We start from the raw sequence: 16,165 nt of genomic DNA on the forward strand, positions 1-16,165 counted from the left end.
AGATCACTAGTTTCTCTTTAAAAAAGATATCGCGTATTAGGATTTCTTTTTAGAACGCGCTAATACTGAGCTCGTTGTAAGCAACATCAGTCCAAATAAAGACCACAGCCCCGTACTGCCCCCACTGCTCTTATGCCCACCTGTAGTACCACTTGATTCATTTAAATCTAAATCAACAATAACCGGATCGTGATCAGAAGAACGGAAAGCATCTGGCGCATAGAAAGAAGCAATTTGCTCTTCAGTCTTATATTCTTCATTGTAGTCTAATGCTGTTGGTTCATCAGCATTGATATGCCATGCAAAAGTACGTTTAACCATTGGGTATAAGTTTGCATCTGCAATGGCATGATCTAAATTACCCGCACCACCATTCCCGGTTGCATCACTGGCCACACCAAAGACATAGCTATATGCAGATTTACCTTGCCCTACTTTTTCATCATTTAGCAATATTTTGTAGTTCGCATTTTCAAATGCCAAGATTGGATCTTCTTTGGCATAACTGTTCATATCCCCGACCAATAAATAATTTGGTTTTTCAGCTTTGGTCGGGTTGGTTGCAATCCACTGAATCAACTTTTGTACTGCAGTAACACGAGTCGGATTCCAACAGCCTTGACCATCACCTTGGTTTGCTTCTGGTGAAGTTTTATCGTCAGGACAACTACCTTTAGACTTTAAGTGATTTGGTACAACAGTAAAGGTTTTTCCTCCCGTTACCGCTTGGAAGCTTTGTGCCATCGTGACTCGGTTTTTCTGTGTCAAATCATCATATACCACAGGATTACCAACAGCTTTTACACGTTTGCTATTATAAATAATCGCAACTGCAATCACATCAGTACCTAACTTATCCATATTCGGTGGGATGACATATTTCCAATCTGCACCTAAAGCTTTGGTTAAGTAATTCACAGCACTTTTTTCGCCATAACCATTGTTGGCAATTTCCATTAAGCCATAAACATCTGCATCAATGGTTTTAATCGCACTGACTATTTTGGCATGTTGACGATTAAATTCTGTCTCGGTGTTTGCACCACGATCTGGTTTAACACCAATCAGCGGAGAATTGTCATAATTTAAGACGTTAAATGCGGCAACACGAACCTGTTTAGTCTCTTTTGCCAAGACGGTTGAATTCCGCAGATTACTGTCTTTGACAACCTCAGGCAAAGCTTTGTTTTGAATCGGTTGAATACGCCAAGCATTGAAACGGTATTCCAAAATCCCTTCAACATTTTTAAGCTGATAGCCTGTACGTAAAGTGTTTGCCGCATTAAATGTTTGTGGCAACCATGGTGTTCTGTTTTGATTGTTATAACCATCATCCAAGATAATCTTAGACAGTAAATTTTGTTTTGCTAAAGCAACCGCTTCATTGGATTTCGCAGGATATAAATTGGTTGGGATATATAAGCGTCCCAAACTTAAAGACAATTGACCATATCGACCATAATCATAATTCTCGCTAACCGTTAGGGTTTGAGGAATTTTCACCAACATGCCTTGATAGCGCTTAGGTGCATTGCCTGTAGCATCGGTTAAACTTGAAAATGGCAGTTGAATCGGAGTAGAACTCACCAAACTTGCGGCTTGATTATTACAAGTTTGAATATTGCTGCTCAGTTGATCAATTTGCAATTGATTTTCATAATTGGTTAAACGCCCTTTCAGAATCACTTCTTCACCCACTTTACCGCCAGTGATTGTGCTTGCAGCAGGGAGATAGACAAAAATCGCATTGCTTAAATTTGCTTTAGCTTTACTGTCAGGAGTTTGAATATAAAAACCTGAAAAACCATTTTGATAGCGATAATCCGCAGTAATTACACCTCGAACCACATATTGTTGGTTTTGTGCCGCAGATTGTAAATCTGCAATTGCAGTATCAGCAGTACTACAACTGATTGCAGTGATTGGCGGTGTCGTTGTACCAGTACCTAAATAGCTACTGAATGCATTACGATCTGACCATTTGCTCCACTCACTGTCCAAATCAAAGGCACTATTTGGATCTACAGCGCTGACATCATTTTTATTTTTTATTCTACTTAGGCTATTTTGATAGCTGGTGATTGTTGTTCCCCACCCGCCACTTGCTGGTTTCTCCCCAATCCGTCCAAAGCGGTCTACAGGTGTACCTTTATAAACAAGGACCAAGGCATCATCACCATTAAATGACAAACCAGCAACCTGATTCACTTTAGTGCCAAGTTCAGCCTGTAATTCGGTACGACCTATAATAAATTTTGCTTTACTGGCTAAATTTCCCTCTAAGGTGTAAGTTGCTGTTTTACTCGTTGCCCCATTGGTATATTGTTCAATTTGATAATCTGCAAGATTTACAGTGCTGCCATCTGGATTATAAATTTCTAAGCCTTTTCTATTTACTGTACCATCAATGTATTGGCTAAACATCAATTGTGCATAGCTTGGAAATGAACAGCCCAATAGTGCAAGGCTTAAACAAAGTGTATGTAGTTTTAAATTTTGCATAATTTTTAACGTTTGTTGAAATTTAAAGCAGATTAATTTTTATTAATGACAATATCGTGAATTTAAATCATTCTATTTGATCCATTTATAGTTTAGACAAAATATACTACTGGCAAAGTGGACTAAAATTGTTATAAGAACCTTAGAAATACGAGATCTCATGCTGATCATAAAAAAAAGCACCCTTTCGGGTGCAAAGCATGGAACTTTAAAATATATTAAGCCAGCAATTGTATTTGCTGTAATTTAGCTACTTCTTGCTGCTTCAATAAATTACGTTGAATTTTGCCACTAGATGTTTTAGGTAAGCTTTCAACGAACTCAATTTCTCGTGGATAAGAATGCTTAGATAATCGTGAACGTACATATTCTTGTAATTTAGCATTCAATTGCTGACAACCCTTGAATTGAGGCTTGAGCACAATAAAAGCTTTTACGATCTCTGTTCTTTCTGGATCAGGTTTGCCAATGACTGCAGATTCTAAAACTTCGACACATTCCAAAAGTGTACTTTCAACATCAAATGGCCCAACACGATAACCTGAAGTTGTAATGACATCGTCTGCACGACCAATAAAATCCACCCCACCTAATTCATTCAAACGGACCGTATCTCCAGTTAAGTAATAATGACCAACAAAGGATTTACGATTATTCCCACCATAACCTTTAAACCATGTGAGTGGCGATTGAGAGAAGTCAATTGCTAGCGTTCCAATCTCACCTCGTTCAACTTCTTGGTTGTCTTGATTTAACACTGCAAAACGATGACCAGGATTAGCAAAACCTGCTGAGCCGACTTTTATTGCATGTGTTAAAGCATGATGGTTACCTATTACCATACCTAATTCTGTTTGCCCATATTGGTCATAAATATTGACATTTAAGTCATGATTAAACCAATGAATTACTTCAGGAGTTAAAGGTTCACCAGCACTACTAACGGCACGTAAATGATCTTTGATCGAAGTATTAAATTTTTCTTTAAAACCAAAGAACATACGAAATGCTGTAGGTGAACCTGTAAGATTACTGACTTGGTATTTTTGAATAATTTCCAAAGCATGGTCGACACTAAATGCTCGTTCATCCATGATGATACTGTGTCCCAATCCCAATGGGCCCGCTATACCATAGTATAGACCATATGCCCAACCTGGATCCGCGAGGTTCCAAAATGAATCATTTTCACGTAAATCAACAGCGTGACGCATATATTCTTTAAAGGCCAAAATTGCTTTTAATGGCACTGGAACAGATTTTGCCAAACCTGTTGTTCCAGAGGTAAACATCATTAAAAAATTATCTGCAAAACTCATCATGACGGGTGCACATTCAGCTGATTGACTTTCTAGTTCTTGCCAAAAATCTGCATGCTTTGTTGTGGCAAAATCTTGTGGATGAACGGTCAGAATATGCGGAAGTTCAATCCCGTTTAGTTTGGGACGTTGTTCGATGTTGGTGATGATCAGTTGGGTATTGGCCGTTGCTACACGATGCTCAATCGCTTTTGATTCAAAAGCGGTAAATAAGGGCTGATAAATTGCTCCAATACGCCATGTTGCCAATATGGTGATCAATAATTCTGGAGTACGTGGTAACAAACCAGCAATACAATCGCCTGTTTTTAAACCGAGCGATTGTAAATAATTGGCTAATTTTCCTGCTGCTTGTGCCAGTTGTTCAAAGGTCCATTGTGAACACTCACCGTTTTTTCCTTCCCAGATCAAAGCCACTTTATTTAAACCAACAAAACGCTCGCAGCACTCGATATAGGCATTGATTGACTGTGGGTTGCCAACCAGTTGCTCATTGATTAGTTTTTCATAATCGAATTCTTGATAGGCTTGTTCCAATGTTTTCATGGCAATATCCTTGTATTTTCAGCACAAACCATCTCGATGTGCGGTTCCATATTTTGCTTTCTAGCTTTTCTTAAAAATGTTGAATCATTCAACATGTGTTTCTATGCTTATAGATAATCATGATTAGAATTCACACACAATTTCCAAATACCTCAATTGTATTGCGGTTTTTGAACATCTGTTTTTCCTGTCATGGTGGAAGGCTTTAAAAAAAAGACCAGTGCGAAGCTGGTCTTGAGATAGAATTTTGATGCGCTAATCTACAATTGAACTTACTGAATCACCGCTCTTGCGATAAGTAAACGTTGAATATCGGAAGCGCCTTCATAAATCTGGCTGACTCGAACATCTCGATAGATTCGCTCAACCGGAAAATCAGCGACATAACCATAACCACCATGAATTTGTATCGCATCTGAACAGACTTTTTCAGCAATTTCAGATGCAAATAACTTCGCCATTGATGCTTCTTTTAGACAAGGTAAACCTGTATCTTTTAAAGTTGCGGCATGGTAAATCAACTGCCGTGCTGCTTCGATTTGAGTGGCCATATCGGCTAAGCGAAATGCTACAGCCTGATGTTGTACCAACTCTACTCCAAAAGCTTTACGCTGATTGGCATATTCAACCGCAGCTTCCAATGCTGCTCGTGCCATTCCCACACATTGAGCGGCAATACCAATGCGACCTGACTCTAAATTCGACAAGGCGATTTTATATCCTTCCCCCTCATTTCCTAATATGTTCTCAGCAGGAATCCGACAATTCTCAAAAACAATTGTTGCAGTATCTGAGCAATGTTGCCCCATTTTGTCTTCAATCCGAGAAACGATATAACCTTCTGTATTGGTTGGAACGATAAAACAAGAAATCCCTTTCTTCGCTGCGGATTTATCCGTAACTGCAAATACAATCGCCACTTGTGCGTGCTTTCCAGACGTAATGAATTGTTTGGTTCCATTAATTACCCATGAATCGCCATCACGTTCTGCTTTACATAGCAAAGCACCTGCGTCTGAACCCGCCTGTGGTTCGGTTAAACAGAAACAGCCAAGCCATTGACCTGTTGCCAATGGTATTAAGTAGTCTTGTTTTTGTTGGTCTGTCCCATATTTTTGGATTATTCCACAAGGCAAAGAATTTTGTACGCTGACAATGGTTGAAATTGCACCATCTCCTGCGGCAATTTCTTCAATTGCCGTCACCAAGGAAATATAGTCCAAACCTGCGCCACCCCATTGATCAGATACGGTCATGCCTAATGCACCCAGTTCACCCAATTCTTTGAGTTCTTGATGAGGAAATTTTGCAGTTTTATCACGTTCAGCAGCAGTGGATTTAAGTTTATTCTGCGAATAATTCCGCATCATTTCCTGAACCATTTTTTGTTCATCATTGAGAATCATATGAGCATCCCTCTCAGCACTTTTAAATTTTAAATCACTGCAATCATGATCAGCGACCAGTCAAATCTTGTTGTTTGTATAAATTTAGGCTGAAGTCCACCTAACACGATGGTTGAGATCATGTCAGGCAGTATTGATTTTTTAAAAGTTTGCTATTGCTTGCGTTAAAGCAAATTTAGACATAAGCAGATAGATTAGACCGGATTACTTTGGCTGCATACGGATTGCGCCGTCTAATCGAATTGTTTCACCATTTAAATAGCTATTTTCACAAATATGACCAACAAGCTGTGCAAACTCTTCAGGCTTCGCAAGGCGTTTAGGAAAAGGCACCATATCACCCAGCGCATCTTGAACATTTTGTGGTAATGATTTCAACATTGGGGTTTCCATAATCCCTGGTGCAATGGTCATCACACGGATGGCATGTTGCGCAAGTTCTCTAGCCAAAGGTAATGTCATTGCAACAACAGCACCTTTAGACGCAGCATAAGCGGATTGACCAATTTGGCCATCAAACGCAGCCACTGAAGCAGTGTTAATAATCACACCACGATCTTCTTCACCTACTTGTAACTCATAACGAGAAATGACATCTGCGGCAAAACGCAGCATGTTAAATGTTCCTGCGACATTAATATTCAATACTTTTTGAAATGCATCTAAAGCATGGATGCCATTTTTACCCAGAACTTTGGCGGATGGACCAATCCCTGCACAATTAATTAAGCCATTTAATTGCGCATAATCCTGTTCCACATTTTTAAAGAATTGTTCAACAGCAATTTCATCCGTCACATCAAGTTGAACAAATTTTGATTTTTCACCTAAGCGCTTCTGCATTTCTTCGCCAAGCTGGTGATTCATATCCACCATGATCACTTTCGCACCTTGACCAATCAAATGTGTGGCTGTAGCAGCACCTAATCCAGATGCACCACCAGTCACTACAAAAACTTTTCCTTCAATTTTCATTTTATTTTCCTAGTTCATTGTTTGAATAGAGCAGTTTAAATGATGAATTAAACCCACTTTCGACTTAAGATGCAGAGTAAACATAGTCAAGCTTGAGTACAATTTCCAAAAGTTGCATCTTGTATGATGTATTTGGACAATAGCAATATTTCATAAGATCAACAGCGTCAAATCACAACATAAAAGAATAGGAGAGAATGGATCAATGCTCTTATAATCTTAAAATACTTATTTTTCTCTATAACACACATTAATTTTTCCATCGATTTGTTTATAGCACGTCCAATATTTACCAATTAACCGTGTTGTTTGCTTTTTATTTTTCTCACTTAAATAATAGACTTCAGCAACTTTGAGATGATTAAATTGATCACCAAGTCTTACATCACACTCGGTGTTATAACATATTATTGGCTTTTCAATAAAAAACACTTTTTTACTAAAATTAAGTTCAACATATTCAGCATCAGTACCAATCCCATGGACTATTAGACAAGACTTAACTGTAATACTTTCGTTTACATTCAGGCACTGTCGCTCTTTATTTGTATTTTCAAGTGCAAATACTGTGATTGGCAATACCAGTAATGGCAATAAAAGTGAATATTTCATTTTTATACATTATTTTTGATCATAGATGCATTAAAATAACAAATTATCATTTATTTTCAATGCTAATCAATTGCAACAGCTAGCCCTTTCATTCTTGTAATAAAAGATTGAGCTAAAGCCAAGAAAAAGCATATTATTCATTGACGAATCTAGAATAAAATTTGAGTATATGTTTCTGTATTCATTTTATTTCCACAATAAAATAAATGCATAATTACTTTAATTTTGTTTAAAATTTCATAAATTATCTGGTTTTATTAAAGTATACCTTGTGAATATTCAACAATTCAGTGAAAGCAAAGGCACAATTTCTATTGCATTGGTACATGAAGCCCTGAACAGTGCCCAAGATAAGGGCTATGATATAAAGCAGATTTTGCATGATGCAGAAATACCAATGGAAATATTTCAGGCAGCCAAATCACGTATTGCTGTTTCTGCTTATGCAAAACTTTGGACTAAAATAGCTGACCATATGAATGATGAGTTCTTTGGCATGGACTCGCATCAGATGCGACGTGGTTGTTATAATTTATTGTCTAAAATGGTCATGCAAGCGGATACCCTACAGACTGCGATTGAACAAATTTTGCAATATTTTAATTTTGTCTTGGATGATTTCTCCAGCAAAATGATTGTAGATGAAAATTATGCATACATTGTCATTACAGACAAATTACAAACCAAGCGCATGTTCTGCTATGCCACTTATATCATGTTGGTTCACAGTTTAATCTGTTGGTTAGCAGATCAAAGAATTTTACTCAATCAATTACAATTAAAATGCATGCCTCCTGAAGATGACAACGATTATCGCGTTCGATTCTGTGAAAATATTACTTACCAAGCAGTTGAAAATTATCTGCAATTCGATGCAAACTACTTAAATATTCAAATCAAACGCGACCAAAAATCTTGGTATAGTTTTATTAAAAACACCCCCGAAAATCTACTATTAAGATTTAAGAATCCTTTGGCTTTAAGTTCAATGATTCGCAAGCAATTACTTTCTATTGCTCCTGCTGAATGGTTAGAACTTGGTGAACTATCTGCGCAGCTCAATATTTCAGAAGCCACTATACAACGCCGTTTAAAAAATGAAGGTAGCAGTTACCAACAACTCAAAAATGATATACGGCGGGACATGGCGATTGAACTACTTTGTAAAACCACATATACCTTACAAGACATCAGTGAGCTGTTGAATTTTCAGGATGCCAGCGCATTTCATCGGGCATTTAAAAAATGGACTGGTCTAAGTCCAGGTGCTTATAGAGAACCCAAATAACATCGTTCAATAAAAAAACAGTATTTTAGGAAATTTCTTTTAAATCAAAACTATAATAAAAAAATATATCAATATAAAGTCAGGCTCTCTGTTTACAGCTCATCTGAATCAGGTTGCAATTTGATCAAAAATGGTATATTTATTACCCAATTTAAAGCAGATTTTCTGCTTATTCCCTGTTGTACCCTCCTCCCCTTTAATCACTTTTAGGTCACTAACATGATTAAGATGATTGATGTACTAGAACAAAATCTAGTTCAAAACTTTATCCATTCCCTTTCTGCTCAAACTGAACATTTAGATGAGCTTATCGAAGGTATTTTAAAAGCTTCAGATCATGACTTTGAACATGCCATGAATGATTTTTTCAAAACCAATGATGCATCAGAAGTCGCACAAGCGCTTGATATTCACCAAGAACGATTAGATGCAATTCAATCAGGCTTAGCAATGAAAAAAGAAAATATTGCTGATACTGCAAAAATTGTTGCGCTCTGTCTGGCACTTGAAACCAATGCATTAGACCAAGTTGAAATTGCAGATAGTCTGGAAGATTATCCAGTTTAATTTACCCCAATCCAAAAATGCCTCGATACCGAGGCATTTTTTTTGTCTAATGACTAAAATTTAATTAGAATATTTTTTTATAACTCATTTCAATAATCATCTATTCAACAAACAAATATGCATATCCCAGAAACATAAATTAATTCAAATGGTTAAACCAATATTTTTTACATTTCATATTTTAAGAAGTCAATATCTGTTTTTCTTTTTTGTGCTTTCACCCTAAAAAATATACATATCTAGCTCTGTGTTTCTCTTTGAGTTTTATGGGGTATATATGAAAGTTTTTAGCAAAAAAATGACACGCTTAGTTTCCACCTTAGCCTTAAGTTTAACCGCAACGTATTCTTTTGCAGCCATCCCAACAACATTGAAATTAGACTATGCCTATTACGCCCCAACAAGTTTAGTGGTTAAAGAACAAAAGCTGTTAGAAAAAGCCTTACCCAAAACCGAGGTCAAATGGGTATTTAGCCAAGGCAGTAACCGTTCACTTGAATATTTAAACAGTGGCAGTATCGATTTCGCCTCGACTGCGGGTTTAGCAGCAGTATTGAGTCGTGCCAATGGCAGTCCGATTAAAACGGTTTATATCCAAAGCCAGCCAGAATGGACTGCATTAGTCGTAGCTAAAAACTCAGCAATCAAATCCTTAAAAGACCTCAAAGGGAAAAAAATTGCTGCAACAAAAGGTACAGATCCATTCTTATTCACTCTTCAAGCACTTGAAACGGTTGGCTTAAATAAACGCGATGTGCAATTGGTACATCTACAACATCCAGATGGAAAAACAGCTTTAGAACGTGGTCAGGTAGATGCTTGGGCTGGTCTTGATCCACTGATGGCGTCTGCACAATTGCAAACAGGTGCAAAACTGCTCTATCGCAATATCGCTTTCAATAGTTACAGTGTGTTAAGTGTAAAAGATCAATTTAGAACCCAAAGCCCAGAAGCAGTTGAGGCTGTAATTAAAGCTTATGAACAAGCACGTAAATGGGCAAAAGCCAATCCAGATAAGCTTGCAGAATTATTAGCACGTGAAGCAAAATTACCACTTGAAGTGGCGAAGTTGCAATTGAGTCGAACTAATCTAGATCAAAATATTCCAACCGCGAAACATCTTAATGCGCTAAAGAAAGCAGGCACTATTTTGACTGAAGAGGAATTGGTTCGAAAAGGAACTAATGTAAATCAAGTTGTGGATCAACTATTTGACAGCAAATATGCGCAAAAGGTCATTGGCAAGGTTGCTGAGAAGTAATGACAAGGTTTACACATACTCAATCGACGCACAGACAATCAAATGTACATATAGCGCAGGCGGGTTTATACAAACCTGCCTTTAAGACCAATGTTTTAAAATGGGTCAAAGGAATTACGATTCCGTTGTTGTTCATTTTATTATGTGAGTATTTAGTTCGTTTTGGATGGATTGAGTCTTATCTTCTCCCTGCCCCAAGTAGCTTAGTTAGCTCATTCAAGGAGCTTGCCGCAGGTGATTTATTTACCCATATTTATACCAGCACTTGGCGCGTATTTTTAGGATTTTTTATTGGTAGCTTATTGGGGCTAATTTTTGCACTTGCAGTGGGTTTAAACAAACACATTGAGGAATTTTTAGAACCTACATTTTCAGCAATCAAATCTATTCCAAGCCTTGCTTGGATTCCGTTATTGCTTTTGTGGTTAGGCATTGATGAAGCCTCCAAAATTACTTTAATCGCGATTGGTGCATTCTTTCCCACCTATACCAATAGCGTATCTGCCATACATGGTGTTGATACAAAGTTGTTAGAAGTGGCAAAAGTATACCGTCTGACCTATCTACAAACTATCTTCCAAATTGTTCTGCCTGCTGCATCTCCTGGAATTCTCGTTGGACTAAGAAATAGTTTAAGCCTAGCGTGGATGTTTATGATTGCAGCAGAACTGATTGCAGCTACACAAGGTATCGGTTATCTGCTCAGTGATGGTCGAGAAACCTCACGGCCCGATATTGTGATTATTGCGATTATCTTGCTGGCTGTCCTCGGTAAAATCACAGACAGTCTAATGAAATTGATTGAAAACTGGTTTTTACGTTGGAGAACTTAAACCATTCAGATACGGCTTTTGATCAGCCGTATTTTTTTAAATTGCTTATTTGCAACTTGCATTTCTGCTTTTCTCTATGAAACACTGTCGCAGTAATATTTAGGTAGACAGTATGATCATTCGAGATAAAAGTAACAGCTTCGCACTTCTCTTTGCTTGGCACGGCACCATTCTTCCCAAAGTCTTACCCGCATTAACCTTTGTTGTGCTGATCTCGACAGTTCTGGTTTACCTATCATCACATCACTATTTTACAATTCCTGCTGTACCAGCAATTGGATTTACCGTGTTCGGCATTATCCTCTCTATTTTCTTAAGTTTCAGGAATACTGCTTGCTATGATCGTTGGTGGGAAGGTCGTAAACTCTGGGGTTCATTGATTGCAACATCACGACACCTTTCTCGTGATACTCATGTTTTAAAAGAAAGCCAGCGTAAAGTTTTAATGTATCGTGTGATGCTTTTTACCTGTTTATTAAGAAATCGCTTACGCAATCAAAACCAATCCATTAATTTTTATAATAATAAAGTCGATTTAGATGAATTGACCTTTAACCAGCTGAAAAATCACCTCAATGCCTCACAATTTGTTTTAGAAGAAATTCAAAAATCTTTAGTTCAATCACTTAAAACAGGTGAAATTTCTGACATTATCTATCAGGGTTTAAACCAACATATTGTTGCACTTGGTAATATTCAGGCCGGATGTGATCGTATTTTAAGTACCCCCCTGCCTTATTCCTATTCAGTCTTATTACATCGTACAGTATATTGTTTTTGCTTGATTCTACCATTTAGCTTAGAAGCTAGCTTAGGTATTTGGACACCTGTTATCGTCAGTTTAATTGCTTATTTATTTTTAGGTCTAGATGCTTTGAGTGCCCAGCTTGAAGAACCATTTGGCCTACAAGAAAATGATTTACCTTTAGATTCGATTACCCGTTTAATTGAAAGAGAAATGCTCAGCTCTTTAGGTGAAGAACTGTTAGAGCCAATTCAATTGGTTAAAAGTAATTTGACTTAAGCTATTTTTCTAAAGCTCAACTTCAAAATATAAAAATACATCGAATTCTTTTAAAGTTTATTGTGCGTTAAAAAAGACTTTGTTGATTGAGCAATCACTGCAACCCAACAAAGTCTTTTTAAAACAACAATCCAATTCTAATTTATCCATTGACCTAAAGTCACACGATCATTTCCACCATAATCTTTAACAGTTCTGACCTGTTTAAAACCAGCACCTTTAAAAATGTTTTGAACTGCTTCAGCTTGATCATAACCATGCTCAAGTACAATCCAGCCTTGTGTTGCCAACCATTTTTTACCTTGCTGAATAATATGCTCAATATCCGCCAAACCATGCTGTTGGGCAACCAAAGCACGTTCAGGCTCAGAAGCGAGATGCTGCATATGTTCATCATCAACATCGATATAGGGTGGATTCGAAACAATCACATCAAAAAATTGACGATTCAGAGCTTTAAACCAACTTCCTAAGAAAAATTTGACCTGCCCTAAGTCATGCTTTTCAGCATTATGTAGAGCAACTTCTAGAGTTGGTTCATAGATATCTGTGGCAATAATAGACCAATTAGGACGCTCACTCGCCAGTGATAATGCAATTGCACCTGTACCTGTACCTAAATCAACCATACGAGTATCTTCAGGCAAATCAAGATTTAAAACTGTTTCAACCAAGACCTCAGTATCTGGACGAGGAACTAAAGTATCTTTGCTAACCGTTAAATCCAAAGTCCAAAATGGTTGTGAGCCAGTCACATAAGCCAATGGTTCACCAGCAGCAATCCGCGCTAAACCGTTAACATATTGCTGTTCTTGCTCAACCGTTAATTCTTGCGTAGATTTAAGTGACAAATCAAATGCATCAATTTTTAAAATATGCTCAAGTAACCAAGCATTTTCTTGACGCTCGTAACTTTCAGCTTCTCCACGTAAGGCCAAAGCCTTTGCAATATTCATTAACCACCATTTTGTTGTGCAAGCATCGCCAACTGATCTGCTTGATATTCGCGATGTAAACTGTCAAGTAGCTCAGTCAAATCACCTTCCATTACGGCATCTAACTTGTATAAAGTTAAATTAATACGGTGATCTGTCATACGACCTTGTGGATAGTTATATGTGCGGATACGTTCCGAACGATCCCCGGAACCCACCAAGTCACGGCGCATTTCAGAAGTTGCTGCATCGGCAGCAGCGCGTTTCGCATTTTCTAAACGTGAAGCCAATAATGCCATCGCTTTTGCTTTGTTTTTATGCTGTGAACGTTCATCCTGACATTCCACAACAGTACCTGTTGGAAGATGGGTAATACGTACAGCAGAATCCGTTTTGTTAATGTGCTGACCACCCGCACCAGAAGCACGGTAAGTATCAATACGTAAATCCGCAGCATTAATCTCTACAGTAGTGTCTACATCAACTTCTGGAAGAATTGCCACAGTACAAGCTGAAGTATGGACGCGGCCTTGTGACTCAGTAGCTGGAACACGTTGAACACGATGCGCTCCACTTTCAAACTTCAAACGACCGTAAACACCTTCACCATTCACTAGACAGATAATTTCTTTATATCCGCCATGTTCGCCTTCATTTTCAGATAAGATTTCAATACGCCAGTTTTGAGTTTCAGCATATTTACTATACATACGGAATAAATCACCCGAGAAAATTGCAGCTTCATCACCACCTGTACCCGCACGGATTTCCAAATATGCTGAGTTGGCATCATTGGGATCTTTAGGAATCATGAGAATATTCAACTCACTTTCGAGTCGTTCAATTAAAGCTTTGTTCTCTTTGATTTCCTCAACAGCCATATCCTTAAAATCTGGATCAGTTAACATAGCTTCTGCGGTTTCAATATCTTCTTCAGCTTGCTTGTACTTTTTCCAGACATCAGTAATTTCGGATAAATCATTATGCTCACGGGACAAATTACGAAAACGCTTATTGTCTGAAATGACTTCAACATCTGCTAATAATGCTTCTAACTCTTCATGTCGATCACAAAGTTGGTCTAATCGTAAACGTAACGATTCTTTCATTTTAAATACATTCTCAATCTAAGCCTCACCAAAAACATCGAGCTTTATAACAGCCCATTTAAAATTGGTAAGAAAATTCTAAAATTGTGCCTAGTTTACCGATTCTGCCATTTAAATGACACATTTATATAAGAACCATCAAAATAAGCAGTAGAATTTATAGCAAGATGATCAACATGATTTTTGATTAGATGTTTGTTTTCTCCATTATTCATGCTATTTGTTGACTAATATGGGTGTTTTAAATTCACTTTTAATAGAAAATATACATTCAGATACCAAACGCTATCAATTTTCAGATTCCTCTCCACATTTTTTGGAAAAATTTTTGTTACATTTGCCACATCGAATATAGATAGAACTGTCCAAATAAGGACATGGAGCAACACATGAAATTTAATACGATCATATTAAGCACTATATTAGCAGTAACTTCAGTATTGACAGTAAGTGCCCATGCTGACAACTCAACACGTATTGCAGCAACTTCTGCTCTAGGTAGTGTCGTTGGTACTGCAGTAGGTAAACAAATTGGTGGTAACACTGGCGCAATGATTGGTTCAGCAGTAGGTGGTGCAGGTGGTGCTGCAGCATCAACCAATAGAAAAGACCGTACTGCGGCTGCAATCGGTGGTGGTTTAGGTGGCGTTGGTGGCTATACCGTCGGTAAAAATATGGGTGGTACCACAGGTGGTTATATTGGTGCTGCTGCTGGTGCGGCGGGTGGTTCGGTTCTCGGAAAAAAAGTTTCTCAAGACCGCCATGCAGATCAACGTAAGTACAATAAAAAGTACTACAAAAAACACCGTCGTCATCACTAATTGATCCGTGAATGATATCAAGCACCTTCGGGTGCTTTTTTATTTTTCATATTACTCTGCTCCGTTTTCTTCAACTTCTTTTTCAAAAAAAATGACCTGCATATTTAAAAATGAGAAGTAAGTCTTTGTATAAATAAAAGTTTAAGTAAAGATTGATGCGCAGAAACATTATTTTATTCAGAAAATGCAATTATATTTTTAAAGCCTCTAGCTTGAATATCTTCACATAATTTGATTGCAGCTTCTTTTATCTAGCCCTTTCGCCTTTCTTGTTTTAGTAAACGAAATCCTAATTCAACGGTTTGATTACCATTCAATACGCATTTTCCAAAACCACAATATCCAATAATTTGCTAAGTTGCTTTTAAGAAAATCGCCATTTTTGCATAGCCATATTCTTTATAATGTTTCTCAATCTCCCAAAATCGCCCTATGGCAGACTCAGTCGTTAAAACCCCATTGGGAGAAAAAGCCATAAAATCTTCATCCTGAAATAAAGCAGAGATTTCCAATAAATCTTTTTCCATAAATGGTTTTAAAATTAAACGTTCAGTTTCGATCATTTGTCTTTAGCCCGAGCGATTCTTCATATTTATTCACATATCACTATCACGTTTCGTTATAGTCAAACCCCCTAATTATTTATACAAATGATTTTCATCCAGTCATTGATCATCAATGAAGCTAATGTTTTTTGTATGAAATCGAGAAGTTTTGGCTATGAATAAGTTTTTGTATTTGTGAATCCTAGATGGTTATCCTACCGTGGGGCGACATGGATGTCTCCGTTGGGTGAGGGTATATGAGCAAAAATAAAGCACTGCTTTGTTTGCAGCGCAAGAGCCCTGTTAAACGAAAGATTTTTGTCATCTTGTATCTTGTTCTTTGTAGTGATTAGCTATCACTACACGTAAATTGTAGAGTTTGGTTTGTCATCAAAACTTCGAGTTTCCTGAAAAGATTAAAC

General features: G+C 37.5%; 14 protein-coding genes. 6 read left to right on the forward strand and 8 right to left on the reverse strand.

Going from position 1 to position 16,165, the window contains the following annotated elements; translation table 11 throughout:
* Nucleotides 1-36: 36 nt before the first annotated feature.
* The 5 genes from WFN33_RS17390 to WFN33_RS17410 all read right to left on the reverse strand — a co-directional run bounded on the left by WFN33_RS17390 (nucleotide 37) and on the right by WFN33_RS17410 (nucleotide 7,360).
* Complete coding sequence (locus tag WFN33_RS17390) at nucleotides 37-2,502, reverse strand: ExeM/NucH family extracellular endonuclease (RefSeq protein WP_336954272.1); 2,466 nt, start codon at nucleotides 2,500-2,502, stop codon at nucleotides 37-39.
* Between the two features lie 218 nt (nucleotides 2,503-2,720).
* Nucleotides 2,721-4,367: an AMP-binding protein gene (locus tag WFN33_RS17395; RefSeq protein WP_336954273.1), complete on the reverse strand. Its 1,647-nt coding sequence runs from the start codon at nucleotides 4,365-4,367 to the stop codon at nucleotides 2,721-2,723.
* Between the two features lie 272 nt (nucleotides 4,368-4,639).
* A complete protein-coding gene (locus WFN33_RS17400) occupies nucleotides 4,640-5,773 on the reverse strand; it encodes an acyl-CoA dehydrogenase family protein (protein WP_336954275.1) in 1,134 nt (377 codons plus the stop codon).
* A gap of 204 nt (nucleotides 5,774-5,977) precedes the next feature.
* Complete coding sequence (locus WFN33_RS17405; protein WP_336954277.1) at nucleotides 5,978-6,748, reverse strand: 3-hydroxyacyl-CoA dehydrogenase; 771 nt, start codon at nucleotides 6,746-6,748, stop codon at nucleotides 5,978-5,980.
* 228 nt (nucleotides 6,749-6,976) lie between these two features.
* Nucleotides 6,977-7,360 (reverse strand): hypothetical protein, encoded by a 384-nt coding sequence (locus WFN33_RS17410; protein ID WP_336954279.1) that lies wholly within the window; start codon nucleotides 7,358-7,360, stop codon nucleotides 6,977-6,979.
* A gap of 271 nt (nucleotides 7,361-7,631) precedes the next feature.
* Between WFN33_RS17410 and WFN33_RS17415 the strand changes: the two genes are divergently transcribed.
* The 5 genes from WFN33_RS17415 (at nucleotide 7,632) to WFN33_RS17435 (ending at nucleotide 12,333) form a co-directional block, all read left to right on the forward strand.
* Complete coding sequence (locus WFN33_RS17415; RefSeq protein WP_336954280.1) at nucleotides 7,632-8,648, forward strand: AraC family transcriptional regulator; 1,017 nt, start codon at nucleotides 7,632-7,634, stop codon at nucleotides 8,646-8,648.
* Nucleotides 8,649-8,867: 219 nt separating this feature from the next.
* Nucleotides 8,868-9,215, forward strand: a complete 348-nt coding sequence (locus tag WFN33_RS17420) for a hypothetical protein (RefSeq protein WP_336954281.1) — start codon at nucleotides 8,868-8,870, stop codon at nucleotides 9,213-9,215.
* 277 nt (nucleotides 9,216-9,492) lie between these two features.
* Nucleotides 9,493-10,476 carry an aliphatic sulfonate ABC transporter substrate-binding protein gene (locus WFN33_RS17425; RefSeq protein ID WP_336954282.1) on the forward strand — a complete coding sequence of 328 codons (984 nt, stop codon included), beginning with the start codon at nucleotides 9,493-9,495 and terminating at the stop codon, nucleotides 10,474-10,476.
* Nucleotides 10,476-11,309 (forward strand): ABC transporter permease, encoded by an 834-nt coding sequence (locus WFN33_RS17430; protein ID WP_336954283.1) that lies wholly within the window; start codon nucleotides 10,476-10,478, stop codon nucleotides 11,307-11,309. The genes WFN33_RS17425 and WFN33_RS17430 overlap by 1 nt, the downstream gene beginning before the upstream one ends.
* A 112-nt stretch (nucleotides 11,310-11,421) precedes the next feature.
* Entirely contained in the window at nucleotides 11,422-12,333 is a 912-nt protein-coding gene (locus WFN33_RS17435; RefSeq protein WP_336954284.1) for a bestrophin family protein, read from the forward strand.
* A 137-nt stretch (nucleotides 12,334-12,470) separates the two neighbouring features.
* Here WFN33_RS17435 and prmC read toward each other — a convergent pair whose 3' ends face one another.
* Both prmC and prfA read right to left on the reverse strand, forming a co-directional pair.
* Nucleotides 12,471-13,289 carry a peptide chain release factor N(5)-glutamine methyltransferase gene (gene prmC, locus WFN33_RS17440; protein WP_336954285.1) on the reverse strand — a complete coding sequence of 273 codons (819 nt, stop codon included), beginning with the start codon at nucleotides 13,287-13,289 and terminating at the stop codon, nucleotides 12,471-12,473.
* Nucleotides 13,289-14,377 carry a peptide chain release factor 1 gene (prfA, locus tag WFN33_RS17445; RefSeq protein ID WP_336954286.1) on the reverse strand — a complete coding sequence of 363 codons (1,089 nt, stop codon included), beginning with the start codon at nucleotides 14,375-14,377 and terminating at the stop codon, nucleotides 13,289-13,291. The genes prmC and prfA overlap by 1 nt, the downstream gene beginning before the upstream one ends.
* Nucleotides 14,378-14,766: 389 nt before the next feature.
* Here prfA and WFN33_RS17450 point away from each other — a divergent pair, with 389 nt between their 5' ends.
* Nucleotides 14,767-15,198 (forward strand): hypothetical protein, encoded by a 432-nt coding sequence (locus tag WFN33_RS17450; protein ID WP_336954287.1) that lies wholly within the window; start codon nucleotides 14,767-14,769, stop codon nucleotides 15,196-15,198.
* 353 nt (nucleotides 15,199-15,551) lie between these two features.
* Here WFN33_RS17450 and WFN33_RS20490 read toward each other — a convergent pair whose 3' ends face one another.
* Nucleotides 15,552-15,761, reverse strand: coding sequence for a GNAT family N-acetyltransferase (locus WFN33_RS20490; RefSeq protein WP_419327772.1), 210 nt, complete (start codon nucleotides 15,759-15,761; stop codon nucleotides 15,552-15,554).
* Nucleotides 15,762-16,165: the final 404 nt, after the last annotated feature.

Origin of the sequence: Acinetobacter sp. AS167 (genome assembly GCF_037152175.1) — a bacterium.
Taxonomy (GTDB): Bacteria; Pseudomonadota; Gammaproteobacteria; order Pseudomonadales; family Moraxellaceae; genus Acinetobacter.

Excerpts from the sequence above, each read along its gene's own strand:
- WFN33_RS17390 (WP_336954272.1), bottom strand. The coding sequence starts at position 2,502 with ATGCAAAATTTAAAACTACATACACTTTGTTTAAGCCTTGCACTATTG.
- WFN33_RS17395 (WP_336954273.1), bottom strand. The coding sequence starts at position 4,367 with ATGAAAACATTGGAACAAGCCTATCAAGAATTCGATTATGAAAAACTA.
- WFN33_RS17400 (WP_336954275.1), bottom strand. The coding sequence starts at position 5,773 with ATGATTCTCAATGATGAACAAAAAATGGTTCAGGAAATGATGCGGAAT.
- WFN33_RS17405 (WP_336954277.1), bottom strand. The coding sequence starts at position 6,748 with ATGAAAATTGAAGGAAAAGTTTTTGTAGTGACTGGTGGTGCATCTGGA.
- WFN33_RS17410 (WP_336954279.1), bottom strand. The coding sequence starts at position 7,360 with ATGAAATATTCACTTTTATTGCCATTACTGGTATTGCCAATCACAGTA.
- WFN33_RS17420 (WP_336954281.1), top strand. The coding sequence starts at position 8,868 with ATGATTAAGATGATTGATGTACTAGAACAAAATCTAGTTCAAAACTTT.
- WFN33_RS17425 (WP_336954282.1), top strand. The coding sequence starts at position 9,493 with ATGAAAGTTTTTAGCAAAAAAATGACACGCTTAGTTTCCACCTTAGCC.
- WFN33_RS17430 (WP_336954283.1), top strand. The coding sequence starts at position 10,476 with ATGACAAGGTTTACACATACTCAATCGACGCACAGACAATCAAATGTA.
- WFN33_RS17435 (WP_336954284.1), top strand. The coding sequence starts at position 11,422 with ATGATCATTCGAGATAAAAGTAACAGCTTCGCACTTCTCTTTGCTTGG.
- prmC (WP_336954285.1), bottom strand. The coding sequence starts at position 13,289 with ATGAATATTGCAAAGGCTTTGGCCTTACGTGGAGAAGCTGAAAGTTAC.
- prfA (WP_336954286.1), bottom strand. The coding sequence starts at position 14,377 with ATGAAAGAATCGTTACGTTTACGATTAGACCAACTTTGTGATCGACAT.
- WFN33_RS17450 (WP_336954287.1), top strand. The coding sequence starts at position 14,767 with ATGAAATTTAATACGATCATATTAAGCACTATATTAGCAGTAACTTCA.
- WFN33_RS20490 (WP_419327772.1), bottom strand. The coding sequence starts at position 15,761 with ATGATCGAAACTGAACGTTTAATTTTAAAACCATTTATGGAAAAAGAT.